The following is a 20247-nucleotide window of genomic DNA, read 5'->3' as shown; positions in this document are numbered from 1 at the left end:
CATCGATCGACCGTGCCCGAAAGGAGGACGGCCTCGTGAAGCGGAGCTTCATGGGATTCTCGGTCGACGCGATCTCCCTGGAGGAGACCGCCGCGATCGCGGCGGCGGCCATCGCGGCGCGACGACCGATGGTCCACTGCTCCCTCAACGCGCTGAAGGTCGTGGAGGCCCGCAGGGACCCGCAGGTGCGCAGGATGCTGGAGGACTTCGATCTTCTCACTGCCGACGGGGCTTCGGTTGCCTGGGGGCTGCGGCTGCTGGCCGGCGTTCCGTCGGAGCGGGTGGCGGGCGTCGATCTGATGGCTCGCCTGCTGGCGGAGGGCGCGGCGCGCGGCTGGCGATTCTTCCTCCTCGGGGCCAGTCCCGAAGTCTCCGCGACTCTCCCATCCCGAATCGAATCGGCATTTCCCGGCGTGCTGGTGGCGGGGACCCACCACGGCTATTTCGACACCGTCGAGGAAGGCCGGATCGTCGGCCTGATCCGCGACAGCGCCGCCGACGTCCTGTTCGTCGGCATGCCTTCTCCACGCAAGGAGAGGTTTCTCCTGGAGCACCGCAACACACTCGCCGTGCCCTTCGCCATGGGCGTCGGCGGGGGTCTGGACCTCCTGGCGGGCAAGACGCGCCGCGCTCCCGTCTGGATGCGCCGCTCGGGACTGGAATGGAGCTATCGCGTCCTGCAGGAGCCGCGACGGCTGGCGGGCCGCTATTTCGTGACGAATCTGCGCTTCGCGGGACTCTTCGCGCGCGAGCTGCTGGCCATCCGGCGATCCGGGAGGGACGTCTCGTGCTGAAGGAGCGGGCCAAGGAGGTCGCCGCGGCGGTGGCACTGGCCGACATGCTGCTTCTCTGCATGTCGTTCTGGGTGGCCTTCCAGATCCGCTTCCACCTGCTGCCGCGCTTCGATTCTTCCCTGCGCACCGCGCACCTGTCCAATTTCGTGTGGCTCCTTTTCCTGTCGCTGCCGACCTTCCACATCCTGCTGCGCATGAGCGGAATCTACCAGTCGCTGCGCACCCGCGCTTTGATGGACCTGCCGCTGCTGGTGGCCAAGCCGGTGGCCCTGGGAGGGCTGTTCCTCGGCGCGGCGATATTCCTGGTGCAGGCGAAGTACTTCAGCCGGGCCCTCTTTGGGCTGTTCCTGGTGCTCTTCTACCTCTTCCTGTTCCTGGAGAAGGTGGTGCTGAGGACGTTCCAGAAAGTGGCCCGGCGCAAGGGCTTCAATTACCGCAACGTCCTGATCGTCGGAATCAACGAAGGGGCGATGCGCCTGGCAGATGCCCTGACGGAGAGCAGGGATTTCGGCTTCCGGGTGGCCGGCTTCGTCAATGGGGCGGGGCAGGAATACGTCCAAGCCGACCGGCACAAGGTTCTGGGAAATCTGCCGGACATCGCGGAGATCGTGGATTGCGAGATCATCGACGAGATCATCTTCGCGCTGCCGCTGGATCAGCTGGCGGCGTGCGAGCGCCAGATCCTGAAATGCGAGGAAGTGGGGATCAAGATCCACATCCGGGCCGATTTCGCCCAGACGATCTTCTCCCGGACCTACCTGAGCGCGGTCTCCGGGATCCCGATCCTGACCCTGGCGTCGACCCCGCACGCCGCCGGCGACATTCTCCTGAAGCGGCTGATGGACCTGCTGGTCTCGGGTCCGGCGCTGGTGCTCGCCGCGCCGGCGATGCTGGGGATTGCCCTGCTGGTCAAGCTCGACTCGCGCGGCCCCGTCCTGTTCCGCCAGGTGCGCACGGGGCTGAACGGCCGGCGCTTCGTCCTCCTCAAGTTCCGCTCGATGAACCACGACGCCGAGCGGCAGCGGGCCGCTCTCCAGGAGCGCAACGAGATGTCGGGCCCGGTGTTCAAGCTGAGCCACGACCCCCGCGTGACGCGCGTCGGAGCATTTCTCCGGCGCACGAGTCTGGATGAGCTGCCGCAGCTGTGGAACGTCCTGAAGGGGGACATGAGCCTGGTCGGGCCGCGCCCGCCGCTTCCCTCGGAGGTGAAGCAGTACGAGCGCTGGCACCGCCGCCGCCTGAGCATGAAGCCGGGGCTCACCTGCCTCTGGCAGACACGCGGCCGCAACCAGGTCGATTTCGACGAATGGATGAAGCTCGACATGGAGTACATCGACAACTGGTCGATCTCGCAAGACGTCAAGATCCTCCTTCGAACCATTCCGGCGGTGCTTTTCGCGCGCGGCGCGAAGTAGGCAGGTTCCCTGATGTGCGGCCTCTGTGGCCTGGTGCGCGATGAAGGGCTGCCGGAGGAGGCCGCGGAATGGGTCCGCGGGATGGCCCGGCGCCAGGCGCATCGCGGCCCGGACGACGAAGGCTTCTTCCTGGACCGCTTCGCCGCGCTGGGATCGAGCCGCCTCAGCATCGTCGACCTGGAGGGCGGGCGCCAGCCGATCGGCTCCGAGACCGGCAGCGTCCAGGTCGTTTTCAACGGTGAGATCTACAACTACCGCGAGCTGCGAGCCGAGCTGGAGCAGCGAGGCCATCGTTTCGCGACCCGGACCGACACCGAGGTCCTGGTCCACGGCTATGAGGAAGCCGGACCCGGGTTTCTCGCCCGGCTGAACGGCATCTTCGCCGTGGCGATCTGGGACGTCGCCCGGCGCCTGCTCCTGCTCGCCCGGGACCCGCTGGGCGTGAAGCCGCTGTATTACCGGGAGCTCCCCGACGGCTTTGCCTTCGCCTCCGAGATCAAGGCCCTCCTGAGCCTCCCCGATGCCACTATCGAGGTGGACGAGGAGGCCCTTGATCTCTATCTCGCCTTCCGCTTCGTTCCCTCGCCGCGTACCCTTTTCCGCGGTTTTCAAAAGCTCGGCCCCGGCGAGATGCTCGTCAAGGTGGCGGGGCAGCCGGCGCACCTGAGGCGCTTCGCCCTTCCGCCGCCGGAGATTGATCTACGCCCCGGACCCCGCGAATGGGAGGAGGAGCTGCTGCCACGGTTGCGCGCGGCGGTGCAGCGCCAGCTCATGGGAGATGTCCCGATCGGAGTGCTGCTCAGCGGCGGCATCGATTCGGCGGCGGTGCTGTCGCTCGCCGCCGAAACGGGTTCCGCCGGGATGCGCGCCTACACCGTCGGGTTCGCGGACTCCTCGCGCGAAGACGAGGTCGTCGCGGCCGCCCGGACGGCCCGGCGCTTCGGGGTCGAGCATTGCCACGTGACGCTGAGCGTCTCCGACTACCGATCCTGGCTGGTGCCTTGCGCCTACTCCCTGGACGAGCCGGTGGGAACCTCTTCGGTCGCCCCTTACGCGGCGCTCTGCGCGCTGGCGGCAAAGCAGCACAAGGTGGTTCTCTGCGGGCAGGGGGCGGACGAGCCGCTGGGGGGCTATCCACGGCACCTCGGTGAAAGACTCGCCTCAGCGCCTTACGGGCCGGCGCTGGAGCGTCCGGCCCGCTGGGCGGCGGCGCTGCGCCCCCGGTCCGACAGGCTGCAGCGCTCGAGCCGGGTGTTCGGCATCCGCGATCCGGTGCGCCGCATGGTCGAGGCGCTCACCCTCTTCCCGGCCGAGGAGGCGCGCCGGCTGCGCGGCCGGGCGCCCGATCCCGATTTCCTGCAGGCCGCCCTCCTGCCGGTGCTGCGGGGCAGCGAGCACCTGGATCCGCTGGCGCGCTTCCTCTATCTGGATGCGCGCTTCAGCCTGGCGGACGACCTGCTGCTCTATGGGGACAAGATCGCCATGTCGCAGTCGCTCGAAGTCCGCGTCCCGTTCCTGGACCTGGAGTTTCTGCGCTTCGTGGAGAGGATTCCGGCCCGCTGGCGGGTGGGGCTGCTGCGTCCCAAGCGGGTGTTGCGCCGGTCCCTCTCGCGCCTCCTGCCGCCCTCGATTCTGAATCGTCCGAAGCGCAATTTCGCCCCTCCCGATGCAACCTGGATGGGCTCCTCGCCGGAGGCTCCGGGCATGGGGTGGCTGATGGCGGCCGATTCCGCGGCAGCGGGCTATTGCAGGCGGGAGGAAATCGCCCGGCTCATCCGCGAGCAGGAGCAGGGAAGGCGGGATCGGCGGCGCCAGCTCTTCGCGCTGCTGGCCTTCGAGCTCTGGCATCGAGCCTTTCCCGGCGCGCGGGCAGATCTCTCTCACTCAGCGCCGGTCCGCTTTCAGGCCCTCACCTGATTCCCTCCGGGCGCCGGCTTCCACAGAAGAGCCCAAACCTCCCGGATCTGGCCGCGCGGACGGGACCGTGCGATCACCGCGCATGCGGGAAGAAGGAGGGCGAGGCTCCAGGGCCAGAGTGCCAGCGGCACGAACAGGATCGGCGGGAAGGCCACGATCCACGGCAGGGCCCTGCCGTAGCGGATGGCGACAAACCGCCTCACGCTCCGATGGAGCAGGATATAGGAGCCCATGGCGGCCAGCTCCGCGGCGCCGTAGCCCAACAGTCCTATGCGCGGCACCGCGATGAAAGCGGCCAGACCGAACAGCGCCGAATGAACAATGTTGGCCCGGGTTACCAGAAGATTTCTGCCGGTGACGTGCAGCAGCGCGGCGTGCATCCCGAAGACGGCGCCCGCGAAGAATCCCGCTGAGATGAAGGGCAGCACCTGCAGCGCGGGCGTCCACTGCTCGCCGAACAGGCGCGGCACCGCGATCGGCGCGGCCAGCGCGAACAGGGCGAGGGGAAAACCGACGGCGATCGCCTGCAGCCCCATCGCCTCCTCCACGGCGCGCTTCAGGCGATCGGTTTCCTGCTGCACCCGCCCGAGGGCCGCCAGCGACAGGCGGAAGGTTGCGGTGCGCACGAAGCCCAGCGATTCCACCAGGCGGATGGTCAGCGACACGAAGCCCACCGCCTGCGGCCCGAGGAAGCGTCCCACCACCAGCGGGTTCACCAGGGTGCGCAGGTTGTAGGCCCAGAAAGACGAGGAAAATCCGGCACCGTAGGTGAACATCTCGCGGACCAGTGAAGCGGACCATCTCCAACCGGGGCGGTATCCGGCGAGCACCCAGCTCGCCACGGTCGTCCAGACCTGCCACAGGACGTAGCCCGCCACCGGCGCCCAGAGTCCCGCCCCCCTCCATGCCAGCACCACCGCAAGGGCGTGATACAGGACCTGGCCGGTGGTCTCCAATCCGGCCACCTTGCGGTAATCGAGCGCACGCTCCAGCCGGGCGACCGCGGGAATCGGGATGACCGTGAAAGGCAGGACGGCCAGCAGGCATCGCAGCGGCGGAAGGTAGCGCGCATCTCCCAGCCAGCGGCCCAGCAGGGGAAGCGAGAGGAAGCCCAGGGCCGCAAAGGCCAGGGAGCCCACCAGGAGCAGCGAGAAAGCCTGGTTCTCGATCTCCCGGGTGGGATCGTCTTTGCGACGCACCAGATAGGCGTCGAGGCCCCAGCGCGCCACGCCGGCGAAGAAGGCGACGATCTCCAGGGCGCCGCGGTACAGTCCGTACTGCGTCGGGCCGATGAGGCGCGACACCAGCAGGACCCCGACGACCCCCGTGACGAGCCCGATGGCCTCGCGCGCTGAGAGATAGACGCCTCCTCGCAGGACTTTTTCTCGCAGCGCCAAACGGGTCGCTCCCCTGGATTCCAGGCCACGCGCGGGCGACATTGTATACTTAAGGCCCGCCGGGGAACGGCGGGGAGGAAGCGGCATGCCTCCCCCGCCAGGAGGGTCGCGAAGCGACGTGAGCGGTTTTTGCTACATCCATTCCGTGCGACGAGCCGATCGCGATCTCACCGATCGGCTGGTGGAGGCCCTTCCCGACGGCGCCACACGACGCATCGTCATCAAGCCCAACTGGGTGTGCCACCAGAGCGATCCCGAGTTCCCCATCGCGGCCCTGGTGACCAGCACCGATCTCATCGTCTCGATCATCGAGGCCTGCATCCGCCGTTACGCCGATCTCGAGGAGATCCTGGTCGCGGACGTGCCGATCCAGAGCTGCGACTGGCTGCGGCTCGTCCACCAGGCGGGGATCGAGCGGCTCGTCGCCCGGTTCGGCGGCCTGGCCCGGCCCCGCGTCACCGTGCGCGATCTGCGGGCGAGCCGCGTGCGATCCGTGAAGGGCTATCTGGTCGAAGAGCCCCCCTCCGCGGAGCATGGGGACCCGAAGGGCTTTGCCGACATCGTCCTGGACCACCAGAGCTTCCTCGAAGCGACCTCGGACGATTCGGCGTCATTTCGCGTCGCCGATTATTCTCCCGAAGAGACGAAGAGCAGCCATCGCAAGGGATTCCACCGCTACAGAGTCGCGCGCAGCCTGCTGGAATGCGATCTCTTCATCAACGCGGCCAAGATGAAGACCCATCAGAAGGCAGGGATCACCGGGGCCTTGAAGAACGTGGTGGGAATCAACGTCAACAAAGCCTATCTCGTCCATTATCGCGAGGGGGGCCTCTCGCGCGGAGACGAGTTCCCTCCCGATATCGCCTGGCCGGTCGTCCTGCAATCGCGGGTGCGGCGCTGGGCTCTGGGGCGCTCGCGGCCGGTGTTCGGAGTCCTGCGCACGGGGTGGCGCGGTTTCCGGCAGCTGTATGGTCTGGAGACGAAAGCGACCCGCGATCGGATCGGCCGCCCTTTCGTGCTGACCGGCGGATCGTGGTATGGCAACGACAGCATCTGGAGGATGATCTACGACCTGAACCGGGTGATTCTCCATGGGCGGCCGGAAGGAGGAGAGCTGGCCTCCGAGCCGCAGAGGAGATACCTGGCGGTGGTGGACGGCATCACGGCAGGGGAAGGCAACGGTCCCCTCCAGCCATTGCCGGTCGAAGCCGGCATCGTCGCGATCTCGGACAATCCTTTCCTGGCCGATTTCGCCTTGAGCCGCCTGATGGGGTTCGACGCGAAGAAAATCCCGCAGCTCGCGCACCATCGCGAATTTGGAGCGAAGAGCTGGGGAGATTTCGACCCGGCGAGCGCACGGCTGCACCTCGACGGGCGGGAGCTTTGCGGGATCGAAGCGCTCGCCGTTCTGCGGGTCTTTCTGCCGCCGGCCGGCTGGCGGGAGCACATCGAGCTCGCCGCGGCCTCCCGGGTGGCGTGAGGAAGAACATGGATGGCGTGACGCTGCTCACCGACTACAAGGGCCATTTCGGAAGCAAGCACGCGGCGGTGCCGTATCGCAGCGGCTTCGACCGGGACCTTCTGGCCCGCTCCTTCGCGCAGCACGGCTGGCGGGCCGATTTCCTGAGCTTTTGCGACGTCGATTTCCGCGCCGTCAACTGGCACCAGCGTCCCGTCCTCTATACCTCCGCCCAGGACCATGCGCTGCACTACAAGGCCTTCGTCGAGGATATCGTCCTGGGCCTCGAAACCGCCGGGGCCTGGGTGATCCCTCCGTTCCGGCTCCTGCGGGCCCACCACAACAAGGTGTTCATGGAGATCCTCCGGGACCTCCGCAAGCCGGGCGCGGCTTCCGATCTCGCTGCGCGATCGTTCGGCACTCTCGAGGAGCTGCGCCAGCGCATGGCGCAGCTTTCCGTCCCCGCCGTGGTCAAGCCGGCTGCCGGGGACATGGGGAAAAGCGTGATCCTGTGCCGCGACCGGTCGGAGCTGTTGCGCGGTGCCGCCCGGGTCAGCTCCAGCCGGCACCTGCCCACCGATCTCTGGGACCTGGGCCGCAGGATCCGACGCAAGGGATATCGACGCGAATCGCTGCATCGCAAGCGCTTCATCGTGCAGCCTTTTCTCGCGGGCCTCACCAACGACTGGAAGGTGCTGGTGTATGGGAGGAAATACTACGTCCTGCGGCGCCGCGTGCGCACCGGAGATTTCCGGGCGAGCGGCAGCGGCCGCTTCGAATTCGTGCGCGAGGTACCTTCCCAGGTGCTCGATTTCGCCTCCGCGGTTTTCGCAGGCTTCGAGGTCCCGCAGATTTCGCTCGACATCGCCGTCGATGGGGACCGGCTCCATCTCCTCGAGTTCCAGGCGGTCTACTTCGGCACCACGACCATCGACGAGGCCCCGTTTCATTTCGAGCGCTCTCCGACGGCATGGCAGCCGATTGACGGTGCCTCACGGGTCGAGGAAGAATTCGCCCTCAGCGTGGCGGAGTATCTGCGTGAGCGAAAATCAGAGCAGGGAGCTGGCACGGCCGCGCCGCGAGGCGCGGATCGCGCCGCCGATCCCCGGCCGCCGGTTCAAGGAGTCCTTCCCACTTGAGGACTCCCGGCGTCGCCGCAGAGGGCGGCGACCGCTCTCTGACCAAGCTTCGGCTCTACGGCTGTCTTGCGCTCACCGCTTCCACGGTGGCCGCAATCGCCATTTTGGAGATCGTGCTTCGTCTCTTCTATCCTCAAGATACTCTGTCGCCCCGCTGGGCCTATTCGCCGCATTACTGCACGACCGCCTATCCGGGCGCCCGGATGGTGCATGAGAGGCCGGGCCGCTGGCGGTTCGTCTACACCATCAACGCCGACGGCAACCGCGGACCGCGGCTCTCCCTGCCGCGCAGCGACGCGAAGCCGCTCATCGTCGTACTCGGGGATTCCTACTCGTTCGGCGCCGGAGTGGCGGACGGAGAGGAGTATTCCGAGGTCCTGGAGCGGGACCTCCATGGGGCGGCGCACGTGCTGAACCTGGCCCTGGGAGGCTGGGGGCTGACCCAGGAGATCCGCCGCTATTACGACTTCGGTGCCCTCTACGATCCGCGGGTCGTGATCCTGCAGTTCTCCGCCAACGACCCCGAGGACAACCTGAAATGTCCGGTGGCCCAGCTGCGCGACGGCCGCTTCGTGTTCCACGACTCGCACGCCGGGGTGTTCCGAATCAAGGACTTCCTCTCCCGCTCGCTGATCCAGAAGAGCCAGATTTACAATCTCGTGCGCGATCGGCTGTATCGCCTCATGGCAGGACGCGTGATCGAAAGGAGCCGTGCGGACCTGGCAAAGGACGGCGCGACGGCCGGGCTGGACGAGACGAACCACGCGCAGCTCCTCGAGGCCTTCGCGCGGGACCTTCATGCCCGAGGAGTGCGGCTGTTGCTCGTCACGGTCAATGGGCAGCTCCGGGAGTTTCCGAGAATCGAGGAGAAGGTGAGGCAGCTGGAAGCTGAAGGCCAGCTGCGCTTCTTTGACGCGGCCGACTGGCTCGAGGGGGAGCAGGATTACGCTTCTCCCGAAGGACACCTGTGGGGGACCAGAGCTCACCGGGTCCTGGGAGAGCGCCTGGCGGGGATTGTCGCAGGCCTGACGCCCACCTCGGCCGGGGCGCCGGGATCGTAGCGGCAGGGCAGGGCTGACAGGAGGACGATTGAAGATCCACTGCGTGGTGGGCGCGCGCCCCAATTTCATGAAGATTGCCCCGCTGATGCGGGAGATGCTGCGACACCCGGAGATGCGTCCCGTCCTGGTCCACACGGGGCAGCACTACGATCCGGAGATGTCGGAGGTCTTCTTCAACGACCTGGAGATTCCCTCGCCCGATCTGCACCTGGGGGTCGGTTCCGGCAGCCAGGCGTCGCAGACGGGCAAGGTGATGGTGGCCTTCGAAGCGGTGCTGGAGCAGGACCCGGCGGACCTGGTCCTCCTGGTCGGCGACGTGAACTCCACGCTCGCCTGCAGCGTCGTGGCGGCGAAGGCGGGCGTCCCCGTGGCTCACGTTGAAGCGGGATTGCGGAGCTGGGATCGAAGCATGCCCGAGGAGATCAACCGGATCGTGACCGACGCCTTGTCGACCTACCACTTCACGACCAGCCGCGATGCCGACGAGAACCTCCTGCGCGAGGGGGCCGAGCCGAGCCGCATCTTCTTCGTGGGCAACGTCATGATCGACACGCTGCTGCGGTTCCAGGGGAAGGTCGACCGATCCCCGATCCGCGCGCAGCTGCGCCTGCCGCGCGACTACGCGCTCCTCACGCTGCACCGTCCGAGCAACGTCGACGACGTGGCCCCGCTGAAGCGCATCTTCGCGGCGCTGGAAATCCTGTCTCGCCGTCTCCCCATCGTCTTCCCGATCCACCCGCGCACCCGCAAGATGCTGGAAGAGTTCGGTGTCTCCACGCAGGCGGCGGGGATCCGCACCCTCGACCCGATCGGCTACATCGATTTCATCCATCTCGAGAAGAACGCGCGGCTGGTCCTGACCGACTCGGGCGGCATCCAGGAGGAGACCAGCGTCCTGGGCGTTCCCTGCCTGACGCTGCGGGACAACACCGAGAGGCCGGTGACGCTGCGCGAGGGCACCAACGTCCTGGTGGGCAACGACACCGAGCGGATTCTGGCGGCGGCCGAAAGGGCGCTGGATGGGGAGCGCCGCGCCACCGCGGTGCCGGAGCTCTGGGACGGGCGGGCCTCCGAGCGGATCGTCGCGCACCTGCGCCGGATCGGGCTGCCCGACTGATCGGATTCCCTCCCGCCGTCCCCACAAAGCGGTATCTGTCCCAGCTTGGGGGAAGAACATGGGGATTTGCTACGCGGACGCCAAGGTCCTCTTGGATGCCCGAACCAGGGGGCTTTCGTTCGACACTACCCTGACCGTAGGCCACCAGGTCCTTTTTCTCCATCCCGCAGAAACCAGAACCCTGAAGCGGCTTTACAAGGAAAGATTCCCGGATTCCGTGAACGAGGCCTTGGTCAACTACGTCTTCGGTGATCCTTCGGATCAGTTTCTCCGGGATTTCCTGGGAGTCAGGTTGTTGAGGATTCTCGACTATTCCCAATATGAAGGCGCTGATCTTATTCAGGATCTCAATGAGCCGGTAACCCGTGATCTGTGGAACCGGTTCGATGCCATCATCGATGGCGGCTCCCTCGAGCATGTGTTCAACTTTCCCAACGCGATCTCGAGCCTCATGAAGATGTTGAAAGTGGGGGGGAGCATTTTCATCGCATGCCCAGCGAACAACCTGTGCGGTCACGGTTTCTATCAATTCAGCCCCGAGCTGATGTTTCGAGTCTTCTCGGAGGAGAATGGATTTCAGCTCCAGAGAGTTTTCTTCTGCAAAGCCATGTTCCCCTCTGTTGAAAGAACGCCGCACTCCGGAGCGGCCTACGAGATAGCGGATCCGATGCTTGTCGGCCGCCGGGTGGGTTTGGTATCGAATAAGCCCGTCATCATGAGAGTGGAAGCGAAGAAGCTCAGTGACCGGGAGCTGTTCAAGGTTCCACCTTTGCAAAGCGACTACCTCGTTGCGTGGCGTGGGGAAGGCCTCAGGAAGGAAGACAGATTCCTACGCAAATTGATTGCAAGATTGCCGAGCCGTGTTTCCAGAATGCTGCTTGGCGTTCGTGAGATGAGAGAATACTCACTCTCGAACTCCCACGTGTATCGAAAGCGCAAGCTGTGAGTCCATGCCCAAGATGAGGTGAGGAAGGCAGAAGGTGCCCCGCGCCGGGGCCTTGACAAGATCTCCGGATCAGGTCAGATTACGCGCGCCTTCCGGCGCGGCTCCCAACCTTCGCGCCGGGACGGCAGGCTGACCGACCGCCGGCAGGGCATACACGCAGTGGGGTTACTTGCTGCCGAACTTGCCTGATGCGGGCAAACCGATCGGGTTGGGAAGAAGGCGGAGAGTTACCGGCGTTGCGGGACCGATCCTCCCGAAAGGCCCTTTGGCTCCGTCTGTCGACCCGCCTCCTGGCGAAGCGTCCGCCGTCGCGCCGATCTTTTCGCGACGCGGCCGTGAGCCCGGCTCGTTTCCCGCCTTCCAGGTCCCGGAGATTCTCCATTCCACCCTACCGCCATCCTCCCGGTCCCGTCGCCTCACCCGCATTGCCTTCCCCAATCCCGGTCTCGCCACAGCATCTCCATTCACTCCCTCTGGAGGCAAGATGAGGCACCCGTCCGCGCCCGCAACCGAGAAGAAGCCGTACCACGCACCCGCCATCATCCATAGCGAGCAGGTCGAGGCGCGGGCCGTGAGCTGCATCAAAGGCCCCTCGCAGTGCAAGCCGGGGCCTGCCCAGTCCTGAAAGAGCCCGGGCAGGGTTCAGCGAAAGACCGGAAGGGATAGGTCCGGACGGCCTCTCAGCCGCGGTGCGCGAAGTCGAGAAGGGAGCAGATGGCGGAGCGCCGGTAGGCGCCGGTCTTGGGGTCCCGCTCGCCGAGATTCACCAGGCGGAAGCGGTCCTCCGCATCGGAGACCCTCTCTTCCAGGCGGACGATCGGCCGGTGGGGATCGGAAGGATTGGCCTTCACCACGACCGCCTCCTCCCCCGTGTCGAGGCGGATGCGCGTGCCCGGCGGAAAAGCCCCTACCATCCGGATGAACAATCGGACCAGGACCGGATCGAACAGCTTGCCCGACTGCTGGCGGAGGATGTCGAGCGCCTGCTCGGGAGGAATCTCGCGCTGGTAGCTGCGATCGCTGCGCATCGCGTCGTAGGCGTCGGCCAGGGCCACGAGGCGGCTGGCGAAGTGCTGCGGCAGGGGACGCGGAAGCACCGGATAGCCCGACAAATCGAAGCGCCGGTGGTGCTCGAAGGCCACCACGAGCGCCAGGTCCCCCACTCCCGGGGTCTCGCGCAGCAGGTGCAGCGAGTCGACCGGGTGGCGGCGGAGGACCTCGACCTCGGCCTCGCTCAGACGGCTGCGCTTCTCCAGGATCTCCGCCGGGATCCTCACTTTCCCGAGATCGTGCATCAGGGCGGCGGCGCCATACTCGCGGATCACCTCCGCATCCGAGCTGAGGGCCTGGACCTGAGCCATCGTCAAAATGGCGACGTTCACGACGTGGGTGGCGGCATACTCGGGCGGCTTGCGGCGGGCCGTCTGCATCAGCAGCGGCGCCGGGTCGCGCGCCAGGTGCTGCATCAGCCCCTCCACCAGCGTCAGGAGCTGGCGGGTGCGCAGGAACCGGCCGCCGCGGGCGCAATCCATGGCTTCTTCCAGTCCGTCGACGGTGTCGCGATAGGCGCGCGCCTCCGGAGTGATTTCCTCCTCGGCTAGCTCCGTCTTTCCCGTCGTCTCGTGCCGCCCGACCCGGATCCGGCTGACTCCGCGTCCGGCCAGCAGGTCCTGGGCAGCGGCGGAGGACGAGACCGACCGGACGGTGGCGCGATCTCCCGCCAGGACCTCGAGCAGGCTGCCGAGATCGGTGCGGGTGAAGCCGCGCTGGAAGGTCAGCTTGTCGATGCCGTGGGAGCGCAGCTCGCGCGAGAGGTGCGAGAGCGGCTCTTCCTGCTCCTCCCAGGGAAGGCCGTCGGCGAGCAGGTGGTCACCGAGGACGCCCAGCTGGATCTCGTCGCGGCTCACCATCAGGTTGTGCAGCGACTGCTCCAGCCGGGCGAGGCTGCGCTCGAAGGCCGGATGGTGGGCCGGATGGTTGCGCCGGCCGTTGAGCGCCGAGATCAGGTTGCGCACCAGCTCCAGGTAATCGGGCGCTGAGCTCATGCCGCGGCCTCCGAGGCGGGCAAGTCGGGAGGATCGACAGGCGGCTCACCGCCGCTCGTCAGAGTCGTGCAGGTGTCGCGGACCACGCGGCGCGCGCTCTTGGCGCCGGCGCGCAGGGCGTCGATGGCCTCGTCCGTCCCGATGCGGTACAGCGCCTGGGCCGCCTGCGTGCGCAGCGTGTCGCCGGTCGACAGGGGCAGCCAGAAGCCGCGCAGCAGGATGCGGCTCAGGAGCGGGACCGCTTCCGCCGCCTCCATCTCCCCGAGGATGGCGATTGCGTCGCGGGCGGCGCGCCCGTCGGAGATCATCCGGCCGGTGCGCGCCAGCCGCTTGGAGAAGAGGGCCACGGTATTCTCGCGATCGATCTCGCCCAGGACCCGCGCCGCCACCGTGCACACCTCCGGATCGAGGATCGCCTTGCGCAGGTGGGCGATGGCCCGCGAGCCGCCTATCTTCCCCAGCGCTCCCGCCGCCTCGCGACGCACGCGCGGCTCGGGATGCATGAGCAGCCCCGCCAGCGGCTCCACCAGGCTCTGGCCGCCGATCTCGCCGAGCAGCAGCGCCACGTTGCGCACCAGGAACCAGGAGGAATCATCCAGCCGCTTCAACAGCACCGGCATGGCGGCCCGTCCCAGGGAGGAGAGCACCGCGATGATGCCGCGGCGGACTTCCCAGTTCTCCTCTTCGCTCAGGGCGTCGGTGAGCACCGGCGCGGCGATGCCTCCCAGCTCCTTGAATTCGATCCCGGCGCGGCTCTTCTGCTCTTCGGTCAGGTGCTCGAAGTCGGTGCGAAAGACGCGCACCATCTGCTCGACCACCGAGCGGACCCGCCGGTCCATGCCGAAGCGCCCCGGCGCCTTGTGGTCCTCGCCGCGCAGCTCGGAGATCGAGCGCACCGTATCGGCCAGCAGACCCATTCTCTCGCGTCCCGACATGCGCCGGGCGCGCCGCTCGAGATCGTCGCGCAACGACTCGATACGCGCCGCGTCCTTCTCGGCATCGAGCGCGCCCATGATCACGCGGCAGGCATGATCCGAGATCGCTTCCGGCGCGAAGGCCGCAACGAACCCTTCGTCGGCCTCCAGCGCCTGGCGCAGCGGGGCGTCCAGGCCCAGATGGCGCTCCGCCTCTTCGAGGGTGGCATGGGCGGTCTCGGCGAGATATTCCTGGTCCGATTCCACCAGCAGTCCCTGCAGCGACTGCCAGACCCGATCCAGCTCGACACCGTCCTCGGCCGCGGCCGCGATCGCGGCGGTGATGTCGCCGAAATAGGGGGCGGTCTTGCCGCGCACCGAGAAGACGCGGGCGCAGGCGGCGAACAGACGCGGGCTGAGCTGGCGCTCCGCCTTCACGAACGACCCGATCAGGTCGGCCACGCCCGTTTCCGACAGGCGTGCGGCCGTCAGCTCCATCAGGTCCCCCTGGTCCGCTCCGACCGGCGCCTTGACGAGCATCAGGTCCATGCGCAGGCGCCCCGCGAGGACGGGCAGGGCTTCGGCCAGGCGACCGGAAAGCGCCTCGAGACTCTCCGGCGTCTCGCGGCCCACTTCCTGCGCAAGGCGCTGCATCAGCTTCGGCAGGTCGCGCGAGGAGCCGACCATCGGGTGCTCCAGCCATTCACGCAGGCGCCCCGGCTCCGAAGCCAGGCTGCGGAGCAGGGCGCGCACGCCGGCGGGCGCGGTCTTCGCCCCCTCCAGCAGGTAGGAAGCGAGAAGCGTCTTCCAGGCGCCACGCTCTTCCTCGGTGGCCGCACCTTCTCCCGGGATCGACTCCACCTCCGACGCCAGGATCCTCTCGAGATCGATCTCCTCCAGGGTAATGGTGCTGATGCGCCGATCGGCCAGCTGGCGGGCCAGCCCTCCCGTCGACCCGAGGGTGCGCGGATCGCTGCCGAGCAGGCGCAGGAAATCGGTCAGCGTGGCGGTGTCCAGCCCGCGGCGAAGCGTCAGACGCGCGATGCCGCGGTTCAGCAGGAACGAGGAGAAACCTCTCAGGACGGGATCGGAGTCGGGGAGATAGGCCCCGCGATGCATGATGCCGGCCTCTCCGAAGGATATAGACAGCTCGGTTTCCCGGTTGAACAGTAATCCGAGAAGGTGATGGACTCGGTCCACTGCCACACGCACCGCCGGGTTGTCGGAGGAATAGAAAGACACCACCTTGGTGGCGGTCGACAGTTCGCGGATGACCCGGCTGATCGGCTCGACCGGGTCCTGGGCATTGAAGGGCATCGACTTAGGCGCTCCGTCGCGACCGGGGCATCGCGACCGTGGAAATATAGGTTCGGCAGGTGGGGGAGGCCATCGGAGAGGAAATCGCCCGTATGGTGGGCCACTGATCCGAATATAGTAATCCCCCCATGGTGGTGCGAAGCTTGTGGAATCTCCCCAGGCCCCGCCCGGGGGGGATGCAAAGCAAGCTTTGGAACGATGTTATCTTTCTGGAAACAAATGACTAAACATTCCATTCCCAACAAGCTCTGCACCACCATGGTCGGGTTGGTTTTGCTGGTGGGTTGCTGGAAGAAGGCGGCCCCGGCCCGGCCGACACCCGACCTTTCCTACCTGCCGGGCGATGTCTTCTTCGTCGCCTACGCCGACACGATCGCCTTGAAGCGGTCGCCCCTGTACCGCGACTGGGACGCTTCGGCTTCCGCCGGCTCGGAGCATTTCATCGAAGCCAAGACCTTCCTGCGCCGCCTCGGCATCGATCCGGAGAAGGATGTGGATGGAGTGATGCTGGCTTGCCGGCCGCGCGGCGAAGGAGGGGAATGGTCGGCACTGCTGCGCGGCAGGTTCGATCTGCCGAAGATGCAAAAGGGGCTGGCGGAGCCCTCCTCGCGGATGGCGGCGGAGCCTTACGGCAAGTGGACGATCTACAGCCTGGCGGTCGTCCCCGAGGTGGGGGATGTCTCACTCACTCCGGTCGATGAGGGCACGATTGCGCTGGGTAAGGCGGACTCGCTGCGCGCCATCCTCGACACTCGCGACAAGGGGAAAGCTTCTCTCGCCGGCAATCCGCTCATGAAGAAGATGATGCCGGGCCTTCCTGCCGAAGCGCAGATCTGGGCGCTGCTGGACGGTCAGGCGCTGCGCCGCGTGAGCGGCAGCGGCTTCGGCGTGGGCCCGGGCGGCATCCGTGCGGGCGGCCTCGAGTCGGTGGTCTCGGCCAGCCTGGCGGCGACCCTCGAGCAGGACATGGCGCTCGATCTGCTCATCGGCAGCGACTCGCCGATACGCGCCCGCAGCCTGGCCGACACTCTGAAGGGGATCGTCGGCTTCGCCAGGCTCGGCTCGGGGGCGAGCCATCCCGAGCTGGACAAGGTGATGGACGCCCTGCGCGTCAGCCACGAGGGGGACCAGGTCCATGTGCGCTTGAAGATGACCGCCGAGATGGTCAAGAAGCTCGAATCGGAAATGGAGCGGACCGCGGAGCCGGCCGCGGGATCGGGCAGGTAGCAGAAGGCGGCTTATTCTTCGTCGGAGCCCGAGAAGAGCGATCCCATGCGGTAGCGCAGCTTCCCGAAGAAGACATTCAGGCTGTGATTGCGGGGCAGGCCGCGGAACACGGGCCGGCTGCGGCGCTCCAGCCGGTTCATCTCCTCCTTGATGCGGCGATGCCCGGGCTTGAGGGCCAGCCCTTTGCGGAAGGCTTCGAAGGCCGGCTTCTTCTGCCGGTTGCGCAGGTAGGCGATGCCGAGATTGCAGAACAGGTCGGCGTCGAAGAACTCCCGCCGCGCCGCCTGCTCGCACAGCTTCAGCCCTTCCTCCGAGCGACCCTGCGACAGGTTGAGCGCCAGCCCGAGGTAGGACAGGTGTCGCATCTTCACGCCGCTGGCGGTGCTCTCCTGCCGGTCGAGCTCGATGGCGGCCTGGATCAACTTGATGGCTTGCTGGTAATGCTTGCCCTCCAGCGACTCGATGCCGCGCCGGAACAGATCGTCGGAGGTCTGGAAGGCGGGTTGTGCTTGGGAAGACATGGATCCCCTGTGACAATAAAGGGCGCTCCGATGGCCCATGGGGAATATAGGCCCGCTACCCGCCGAGTCAACCGACTCGTTTCAATGAGGGAAGTTGTAACCGAGGACCTGGCCGTGTTTAGGCGAGCAGAGACTTCATGTCTTCGACGAGCGGCGTAAAGTCGTACTCGCGGCCGCCGAGGCGCTCCAGCGCGTCGGCATGCGAGATCCTTCCGCCACCCTTCCAGAGGTCTTTCAGGAACCCTCCCGCTTCCTTGCGCCGCCGCCAGGTTTCTCCGAAGCGCTCCTTCAGCCGGCGGCGCAGCAGCGTCTCCAGCAGCATGCCGCGCAGGTAGACCGCCGAGTTGAAGTGGAAGTCGGTGAAGTAGAGGTAGGCCTCGGGGGCGAAGTGCACCGAGCAATGCTCCTGGATCATGTCGGAGAAGATCACGTCCTTGCGCTCGAAAGACTCGTCGGCGTGCAGGACCAGCTCGTAGCGGAACTGGGTGGCGAGGAGCCGGATGAAATAGACCTCCTTCAGCGCCAGGATCTGCCGCAGCGGCTCGAGATGGGAGGAGACCCCGGGGCGCGCGGCCAGCCACTCCCGCTCCAGCAGCACCTGCGAGAAGAGATGTCCGGAGGCCTGGATCACCGAGGGAGCGGCCAGACTGCGGAACTCGAAGGGGAGAGAGGCTTCGACATGGGCCCGATGCATCGCCTCGCCCACCTGCTGCACGAACTGGCGCAGCGCCGCGTGACCCGCCTTGGGCCGCAGGGCGACCACGATTTCTTCCGGAATGCGGATCGGATAGGCGCAGGAGCGGTGCGATTTCCCCTCGCGCTCCTCCAGGTCGTACGCCACCCGCCCGTTGGCCGTGGGATCGAGGCCGAGCCCTTTCGAGAGATCCTCAGCCACGGCCGCCATGTCGCCTTCCGGAAAAAGGGGGTCGAACTCGGCGCCTCCCAGCAGGAAGGCCATGTCCTCGCGCCGCAGGTCGTCCAGCGCCAGGCCGAGGCGCGATTTCGCCATCCTCTCCATCATCTCGACGTAGATGTCCTTGGTGTCGGCGAGCAGCTTGCCGGCGGCGTCACCCAGGCCTTTCAAGTCCACGCCCAGCCGGCGCGAGCAGAAGGGGATGTGGCCCCCCTTGTTCAATCGGCCGGAGAGGTCGTGGGTGGCCTTGAGGCTCTCGAGAAGGATGGTGTTGCACTTGGCGAAGACGCGATGCTGCTCGCTGCCGATCAGCAGCCGCACCAGGCGGTCGGGCTCGGCCGCCAGCGCCGCCTGGCTCTTGCGGAACGGCATCGTCTTCTTCTGAATCTTGAGGGAGGCTTTCCCCTGCTGGGCGTAGAGCCGGTTCTGGAACGGTGCGGCGTGGCTCTCGATGAGCAGGTCGATCAGAAGATTCAGCAGGTTGATCAGCCGCTGCGCCTGGTCGCCGCTCGCCTTGTCGAGCGCCTGGCGCGCCGCCATCACCGAGTCGGCGGTGGGTAGATCGGCGTACTCCGCCTCGATGTCGGGAAGATCGGTCTCCGACTTCAGGCCGGAGGCGAACAGGTACTCCTCACGGTTCACCGCCTCGAGGTAGGCTTCGCAGCGCTTGGAAAGCTCCTCGGCGGCCAGGGGGGCGTGTCGTCGCTTCATTATTCCAGCCGTTTTCTCTGCAGGTCCTCGGCGACCCGGAAGATCCGGTCCACCTGGCGATCGAGCTCCTGCAGCGTGGCGTCGAGGTTCAGCGCCGGGGAAGAGAGCTTGAGGGCCTTGGTCGACAGGGCCCGGACGATGGTAAGGGGCTGGCTCATGTCATGGAACGTCTTGCGGAAAACCCGGATCAGCGCCTCCTTGAGCAATCCGTTGGCTCGTGCGGCGATCTCTCCCGGGTCGGCGGTGACAGCGACCTCCTCCAGCGGCTCGTCGAGCGCCCCGCGCCGGAGGGCTGTCGCGCCGTCGGGACGCAGCAGCAGGATCGGGAGATGGGCGTCCATTTCGCGTCCCTCCCAGAAAGCCTGGGGCTCGGCAGCCTCTGCGCCGTCCGAGCACTCCAGGATCAGGACGCGCGGATCCATCTGATGGACGCGCTCGGGGCTCGCCTGCTGCGGCGCCACGCAGGTGACCTCGAAGCCGGCCGCCTGCAGGGCGGGGAGCAGCCGCGCGGAAAGGGAATCGGTGGCTGCCAGCAGCGCCGGGGCCGATTTCACGGCGCCTCCTCGTCGGGCGGCAGGTGGATCAGCTCGATGCCGATCTCCCGGGCGATGCGGATGCTTTTTTCATCCCGGTAGAACTCGCCGTAGAAGATGCGCCGGATGCCGGAGTTGGCGATCATCTTGAAGCAGTTCCAGCAGGGGCTGGCGGTCGTGTAGATCTCCGATCCGCCGATGTTCACGCCGTTTTTGGCGGCCTGCAGGATGGCATTGGCCTCGGCGTGGATGGTGGCGACGCAGTGGCCGTTCTCCAGGTCGTGCCCCACCTCGTCGCAGTGGGGCATGCCGCGGATCGACCCGTTGTAGCCGGTGGACAGGATCGTCCGGTCCCGCACGATGACCGCCCCGACGAACTTCCGGTCGCAGGTCGAGCGCGTCGCCGCCTGGCGGGCGATGTTCATGAAGTAGTGGTCCCATCCGACGCGCTTGCGCTGGGTCATGTGACGCGCTCGAGAGAGCTAACCCTTCTTGATGGATGCCTTCTTGATGACGATGTCCTGCACCGGACGGTCGTTCTGGCCCCTGGGGGAATTGGCGATGGCGTCGACCACCTCCATGCCCGAGAGCACCTTGCCGAAGATCGAGTATTTACCATCCAGGAACTTGGAGTCGGCCTGCACGATGAAGAACTGGCAGGAGGCGGAATCGGGATCCTGGGAGCGCGCCATCGACACCATGCCGCGCACGTGGCTGGCCTTCTCCGGCGAGCTGAACTCCGCCTTGAGCTTGCGCGGGCCGTCTCCCATCCCCCAGCTGGCGGTGTCCGGAGTCTTGCTGTTGGGGTCGCCTCCCTGGAT

Annotated in this window: 18 protein-coding genes; 10 read left to right on the top strand and 8 right to left on the bottom strand. The window is 66.7% G+C overall.

Annotated elements, in window-relative coordinates; translation table 11 throughout:
- The 3 genes from VFW45_13145 to asnB form a co-directional block, all read left to right on the top strand.
- Positions 1 to 794: WecB/TagA/CpsF family glycosyltransferase (locus VFW45_13145; protein HEU5181729.1), on the top strand; the 794-nt coding region annotated here is incomplete at its 5' end.
- Positions 788 to 2209: a sugar transferase gene (locus VFW45_13140; protein ID HEU5181728.1), complete on the top strand. Its 1422-nt coding sequence runs from the start codon at positions 788 to 790 to the stop codon at positions 2207 to 2209. The genes VFW45_13145 and VFW45_13140, both read left to right, overlap by 7 nt.
- A 12-nt stretch (positions 2210 to 2221) precedes the next feature.
- Positions 2222 to 4126, top strand: coding sequence for an asparagine synthase (glutamine-hydrolyzing) (gene asnB, locus VFW45_13135; protein ID HEU5181727.1), 1905 nt, complete (start codon positions 2222 to 2224; stop codon positions 4124 to 4126).
- Here asnB and VFW45_13130 read toward each other — a convergent pair.
- Entirely contained in the window at positions 4111 to 5523 is a 1413-nt protein-coding gene (locus VFW45_13130; GenBank protein HEU5181726.1) for an oligosaccharide flippase family protein, read from the bottom strand. The two genes, asnB and VFW45_13130, sit on opposite strands and share 16 nt — an antisense overlap.
- A 118-nt stretch (positions 5524 to 5641) precedes the next feature.
- Here VFW45_13130 and VFW45_13125 point away from each other — a divergent pair, with 118 nt between their 5' ends.
- From VFW45_13125 to VFW45_13100, 6 genes are all read left to right on the top strand, one after another.
- Complete coding sequence (locus tag VFW45_13125) at positions 5642 to 7003, top strand: DUF362 domain-containing protein (GenBank protein HEU5181725.1); 1362 nt, start codon at positions 5642 to 5644, stop codon at positions 7001 to 7003.
- An 8-nt stretch (positions 7004 to 7011) separates the two neighbouring features.
- The gene (locus tag VFW45_13120) at positions 7012 to 8121 is read left to right on the top strand and encodes a hypothetical protein (GenBank protein ID HEU5181724.1); all 1110 of its coding nucleotides are present in this window, start codon (positions 7012 to 7014) and stop codon (positions 8119 to 8121) included.
- Entirely contained in the window at positions 8118 to 9182 is a 1065-nt protein-coding gene (locus VFW45_13115; GenBank protein ID HEU5181723.1) for an SGNH/GDSL hydrolase family protein, read from the top strand. The genes VFW45_13120 and VFW45_13115 overlap by 4 nt, the downstream gene beginning before the upstream one ends.
- Positions 9183 to 9210: 28 nt before the next feature.
- On the top strand, positions 9211 to 10299 hold the full coding sequence (gene wecB / locus VFW45_13110) for a UDP-N-acetylglucosamine 2-epimerase (non-hydrolyzing) (GenBank protein HEU5181722.1): 1089 nt from the start codon (positions 9211 to 9213) through the stop codon (positions 10297 to 10299).
- Positions 10300 to 10357: 58 nt separating this feature from the next.
- The gene (locus VFW45_13105; protein ID HEU5181721.1) at positions 10358 to 11245 is read left to right on the top strand and encodes a hypothetical protein; all 888 of its coding nucleotides are present in this window, start codon (positions 10358 to 10360) and stop codon (positions 11243 to 11245) included.
- A gap of 484 nt (positions 11246 to 11729) precedes the next feature.
- Entirely contained in the window at positions 11730 to 11870 is a 141-nt protein-coding gene (locus VFW45_13100; protein HEU5181720.1) for a hypothetical protein, read from the top strand.
- A gap of 55 nt (positions 11871 to 11925) precedes the next feature.
- Here the strand turns inward: VFW45_13100 and VFW45_13095 are convergent, their stop codons facing one another.
- Together VFW45_13095 and VFW45_13090 are read right to left on the bottom strand one after the other, a co-directional pair.
- Complete coding sequence (locus VFW45_13095; GenBank protein HEU5181719.1) at positions 11926 to 13290, bottom strand: HD domain-containing phosphohydrolase; 1365 nt, start codon at positions 13288 to 13290, stop codon at positions 11926 to 11928.
- Entirely contained in the window at positions 13287 to 15521 is a 2235-nt protein-coding gene (locus VFW45_13090) for a HEAT repeat domain-containing protein (GenBank protein ID HEU5181718.1), read from the bottom strand. Before VFW45_13090 ends, VFW45_13095 begins: the two co-directional genes overlap by 4 nt.
- A gap of 219 nt (positions 15522 to 15740) precedes the next feature.
- On the opposite strand from VFW45_13090, the gene VFW45_13085 reads away from it, so the two are divergent.
- On the top strand, positions 15741 to 16748 hold the full coding sequence (locus VFW45_13085; protein HEU5181717.1) for a hypothetical protein: 1008 nt from the start codon (positions 15741 to 15743) through the stop codon (positions 16746 to 16748).
- 11 nt (positions 16749 to 16759) lie between these two features.
- Here VFW45_13085 and VFW45_13080 read toward each other — a convergent pair whose 3' ends face one another.
- The 5 genes from VFW45_13080 to VFW45_13060 form a co-directional block, all read right to left on the bottom strand.
- Positions 16760 to 17269 (bottom strand): hypothetical protein, encoded by a 510-nt coding sequence (locus VFW45_13080; protein ID HEU5181716.1) that lies wholly within the window; start codon positions 17267 to 17269, stop codon positions 16760 to 16762.
- Between the two features lie 118 nt (positions 17270 to 17387).
- On the bottom strand, positions 17388 to 18893 hold the full coding sequence (locus VFW45_13075) for a hypothetical protein (GenBank protein HEU5181715.1): 1506 nt from the start codon (positions 18891 to 18893) through the stop codon (positions 17388 to 17390).
- Positions 18893 to 19447, bottom strand: a complete 555-nt coding sequence (locus tag VFW45_13070) for a hypothetical protein (GenBank protein ID HEU5181714.1) — start codon at positions 19445 to 19447, stop codon at positions 18893 to 18895. Before VFW45_13070 ends, VFW45_13075 begins: the two co-directional genes overlap by 1 nt.
- Complete coding sequence (locus VFW45_13065; protein ID HEU5181713.1) at positions 19444 to 19890, bottom strand: cytidine/deoxycytidylate deaminase family protein; 447 nt, start codon at positions 19888 to 19890, stop codon at positions 19444 to 19446. Before VFW45_13065 ends, VFW45_13070 begins: the two co-directional genes overlap by 4 nt.
- An 18-nt stretch (positions 19891 to 19908) precedes the next feature.
- Positions 19909 to 20247, bottom strand: a 339-nt coding sequence (locus VFW45_13060; GenBank protein HEU5181712.1) for a peptidylprolyl isomerase, incomplete at its 5' end; no start/stop codon positions are given.

The organism is Candidatus Polarisedimenticolia bacterium (genome assembly GCA_035764505.1).
In the GTDB taxonomy this organism is placed as follows: Bacteria; Acidobacteriota; Polarisedimenticolia; order Gp22-AA2; family AA152; genus AA152.
Note: the sequence above shows the minus strand (reverse complement) of the source record. Positions and strands in the feature narration are given on the sequence as shown.

Coding starts and splice junctions, on each gene's coding strand:
- asnB (HEU5181727.1), top strand. CDS start 2,222: ATGTGCGGCCTCTGTGGCCTGGTGCGCGATGAAGGGCTGCCGGAGGAG.
- VFW45_13120 (HEU5181724.1), top strand. CDS start 7,012: ATGGATGGCGTGACGCTGCTCACCGACTACAAGGGCCATTTCGGAAGC.
- VFW45_13105 (HEU5181721.1), top strand. CDS start 10,358: ATGGGGATTTGCTACGCGGACGCCAAGGTCCTCTTGGATGCCCGAACC.
- VFW45_13100 (HEU5181720.1), top strand. CDS start 11,730: ATGAGGCACCCGTCCGCGCCCGCAACCGAGAAGAAGCCGTACCACGCA.
- VFW45_13095 (HEU5181719.1), bottom strand. CDS start 13,290: ATGAGCTCAGCGCCCGATTACCTGGAGCTGGTGCGCAACCTGATCTCG.
- VFW45_13090 (HEU5181718.1), bottom strand. CDS start 15,521: ATGCCCTTCAATGCCCAGGACCCGGTCGAGCCGATCAGCCGGGTCATC.
- VFW45_13085 (HEU5181717.1), top strand. CDS start 15,741: ATGACTAAACATTCCATTCCCAACAAGCTCTGCACCACCATGGTCGGG.
- VFW45_13080 (HEU5181716.1), bottom strand. CDS start 17,269: ATGTCTTCCCAAGCACAACCCGCCTTCCAGACCTCCGACGATCTGTTC.
- VFW45_13075 (HEU5181715.1), bottom strand. CDS start 18,893: ATGAAGCGACGACACGCCCCCCTGGCCGCCGAGGAGCTTTCCAAGCGC.
- VFW45_13065 (HEU5181713.1), bottom strand. CDS start 19,890: ATGACCCAGCGCAAGCGCGTCGGATGGGACCACTACTTCATGAACATC.